Here is a 2,966-nt window from a genome sequence, read left to right as displayed (position 1 = left end):
CGCGGCCGGTGTCGCCACCGCGGCGGCCCCGCCGGCGGCGATCGCGCCGGACGCGAGCAGGAAACCGCGTCTGCGCAGCCGCGACGCCTCGGAGCCGGCGGTGGCGGCAGGGGCGTCGTCGGTGGCGGTGGCGGTCGCGTCGTCGGTGGCGGGGGGAGTGGGGGATTCCGGGAAATCAAGGGGCACGAGTGGCCGTCCCTTCGACAGCGCCGGACGCGCGCAGGGCGCAGCCGAACGACCGCACGGGCACGCCACGTCCGACCTACACGGTGGACTGCGCCGGCCCGGTGGGTCGGCCCTTATTTCACGGCTTGATTGAACGCTTGTGAGAAGGGGGCGTCAAGGGTGCCGAGTTGGGCCCGTGGGGCCGGTGGGGCGGATCCGGGTTCGTGCGGCGGTGCGGGCCCATGAGGGGTGTGGTGACCCGCGCGCGTGCGGACGGTCTTGGCCCGCGGGCGGGTGCGGGCCGGTGGAGCGCGTGCGGGCCGGTGGGGCGGTGGCGGGCGCGGCCATGCGGTCGCGGTCCGGCCGGATCGCCGCCGGGAGCACGGCCCTGGCAGAAGGGGCCCGTGGGCGGGGCCGCTTGGGCGTCCCGTGCCTCAGCAGGCGCCCGCCGACGCCGTGGCGCTCAGGTCGTACGTCTCCATTCGGGTGGCCTCGCCGTCCCCGCCCCCCGGCACGAGGACGGGGGCACCCGGGGTGGACGTGACCGTCAGGCAGGCGGCGTGCTCTCCGTGGTAGCTGATGACGTAGCTCGTGTCGTCCTCGTCGCCGTAGGCGGGCGGCGCGCCGCCGTCCCCGTCGGAGCCGACGGCCCGCGTGGTCAGCAGCCCCGGGCCGTCGGCGTGCCGCTGTGCCTCGTCGACGGCGGCGTTCACCGACATGGCGGGACTCGCCGCCCCGTCGCCGCCACTGATCTCGTCCGCGGCGTCCTTGGCGATCCCCAGCACCTCGCCGTCCGTCCATGTGTCCAGGTCGTGGACGTGCAGGGAGGCGGGGAGGCCGCCGAGCGCGGCGAGCAGGCACACGACCAGCATCGCGCGGCGCACCCGCAGAGCGCCTTCGGACGCCCCGACGCTCGCGTGCACTTCCGGCACCAGGGACCGGGACCGCCCCAACTGCCGCTGCGTGCGCACGAGCAGCACGAGCGCGGCGACGCCGAGCGCGGCGAAGAAGCAGATGTAGGGCACGTCGGCCCCTCCCCCGGTGTGGCTGGCATGTCATGGTCAACGCACAAGCTACCGGGAGGACCGGCGGGGGTCTTCCGGGTCAGCGCTCCTGTGACGGTGCCGTCGCCGTCCGCGACCGCCGCAGGTAGTACCAGGCCATGTTGGACGACAGGCCCGCCAGCAGCACCCAGATGATGCCGAGCCAGTTGCCCTGGACGAAGGAGAGCACGGCCGCGGCGACGGCGAGCGCGCAGACGACGACGGCGTAGAGGGCGAGGCGGGGCATGAGGTGCTGCTCCTGTCGGGGAGGAAGGGGACCGTGACGCCCCAGTCTCCCCCATGGACCCGCCCGGCCGGGCGGTGCCGTCCCCCGTGCCCGCCCGGCGGAGCAGCGACGGGGCGCCGGAGGCGGGCGTGCTCCCCGGGGACGCGTGCCGGGGCGGAGGGCGCAGGGGGCGGAGGGAAGCCGCCGCCGGCCCGCGCCCCCCGCCCCCGGGGTCGCTCAGATGTCCGTGAGCCTGACCCCGGCGTGCGCCTTGTAACGGCGGTTGACCGAGATGAGGTTGGCGACGAGGGACTCCACCTGGTGCGCGTTGCGCAGCCGGCCGGCGAAGACGCCGCGCATGCCGGGGATGCGGGCCGCGAGGGCCTGCACGAGGTCGGTGTCCGCCCGGGACTCGCCCAGCACCATGACGTCCGTGTCGATCTGCTCGACGTCGGGGTTCTGCAGCAGCACCGCGGACAGGTGGTGGAACGCGGCCGTCACCCGCGAGCCGGGCAGGAGCGCCGCGGCCTGCTCCGCCGCGCTGCCCTCCTCGGGCGTCAGCGCGTACGCACCCTTCTTGTCGAAGCCGAGCGGGTTGACGCAGTCCACGACGAGCTTGTCCGCGAGCTCGTCCGCGAGGGACCTCAGGGTGTCCGCGTGCCCCTCCCACGGGACCGCCACGATCACGATGTCGCTGCGGCTCGCGCAGCCCGCGTTGTCCGCGCCCTCGACGCCGTGCCCCAGCTCGGCCGCGGCCGAGGCGGCGCGCTCCGCGGACCGGGAGCCGATGATCACCTTCTGCCCGGCGCGGGCCAGCCGGTAGGCGAGGCCCCGGCCCTGGTCGCCGGTGCCGCCGAGCACGCCCACGACGAGTCCGGAGACGTCGGGCAGGTCCCACGGGTCCTTGGCCGGAGGCTTGGGGGCCGGGGACCGCGCGCCGTCCGGGGCCCCGCTCGCGGAGGTGCCCGGGGCGCTGCCGGAATCGCTGGAGGAAGAAGTCATGAGCCCTAGCCTTCCCTTTCGGGTGAGGTGTCCGCCACCCGGGGGTGCCGGTGGCGGAGCTGCGGCAGTATGCGGGGCCATGGATGCCGTACGCGTCGCCCTCCTGCGCGAGGTACTCGCGGGTACCCGCTGGCCCGAGCAGGCCCGCGGGTTCGCGGGTGCCCTGCGCTCCTGCGTCGTACCGCGCGGGGGCGGCCTGCTCCTGGTGGGGACGAGCGGATACGAGCCCTGGCACCTCGCGGCGCATCTCGTGGACGAGGCGGCCTGGTCGGGGCAGCCCGAACTGGCCCCCACCCTCGTGCGGCACGAGGTGCCGCGGGACGCGCCCGCGCACCTGACGATCGGCCTCGGGCGCCTGGAGGCCGCGGGGCGCGGCGAGACGCTGCTGGTGGTGGCGCCGGGACGGGCGGACGCCGTACTGCTGGAGCGCGTGCACGGCGCCCGCCGCGCCGGGGCCGCGGTGTTCTCGCTGGACGGCGGCGATCCGGCCGTGCACGCCCTGGCGCACGAGGCGCTGACGGTGGCGGGGC

General features: G+C 76.1%; 5 protein-coding genes. 1 reads left to right on the top strand and 4 read right to left on the bottom strand.

Features of this window, described 5'->3' with window-relative positions; genetic code table 11:
- The 4 genes from L1885_RS26445 to npdG form a co-directional block, all read right to left on the bottom strand.
- Window positions 1-186: hypothetical protein (locus tag L1885_RS26445; protein ID WP_235799684.1), on the bottom strand; the 186-nt coding region annotated here is incomplete at its 3' end.
- Between the two features lie 413 nt (window positions 187-599).
- On the bottom strand, window positions 600-1,190 hold the full coding sequence (locus tag L1885_RS26440; protein WP_235799683.1) for a hypothetical protein: 591 nt from the start codon (window positions 1,188-1,190) through the stop codon (window positions 600-602).
- A 79-nt stretch (window positions 1,191-1,269) separates the two neighbouring features.
- Window positions 1,270-1,455 (bottom strand): hypothetical protein, encoded by a 186-nt coding sequence (locus L1885_RS26435; protein ID WP_235799682.1) that lies wholly within the window; start codon window positions 1,453-1,455, stop codon window positions 1,270-1,272.
- 216 nt (window positions 1,456-1,671) lie between these two features.
- Window positions 1,672-2,436, bottom strand: coding sequence for an NADPH-dependent F420 reductase (gene npdG / locus L1885_RS26430; RefSeq protein WP_235799681.1), 765 nt, complete (start codon window positions 2,434-2,436; stop codon window positions 1,672-1,674).
- A gap of 79 nt (window positions 2,437-2,515) precedes the next feature.
- On the opposite strand from npdG, the gene L1885_RS26425 reads away from it, so the two are divergent.
- Window positions 2,516-2,966, top strand: a 451-nt coding sequence (locus L1885_RS26425) for a hypothetical protein (RefSeq protein ID WP_235799680.1), incomplete at its 3' end; no start/stop codon positions are given.

Origin of the sequence: Streptomyces fuscigenes, from assembly GCF_021556455.1 — a bacterium.
Lineage (GTDB): Bacteria > Actinomycetota > Actinomycetes > Streptomycetales > Streptomycetaceae > Streptomyces > Streptomyces fuscigenes.
This window is presented reverse-complemented; position numbering and strand designations above follow the sequence as displayed.

What these genes read in the sequence shown, in the direction of transcription:
- npdG (WP_235799681.1), bottom strand. Translation starts at nt 2,436, where the DNA reads ATGACTTCTTCCTCCAGCGATTCCGGCAGCGCCCCGGGCACCTCCGCG.
- L1885_RS26435 (WP_235799682.1), bottom strand. Translation starts at nt 1,455, where the DNA reads ATGCCCCGCCTCGCCCTCTACGCCGTCGTCGTCTGCGCGCTCGCCGTC.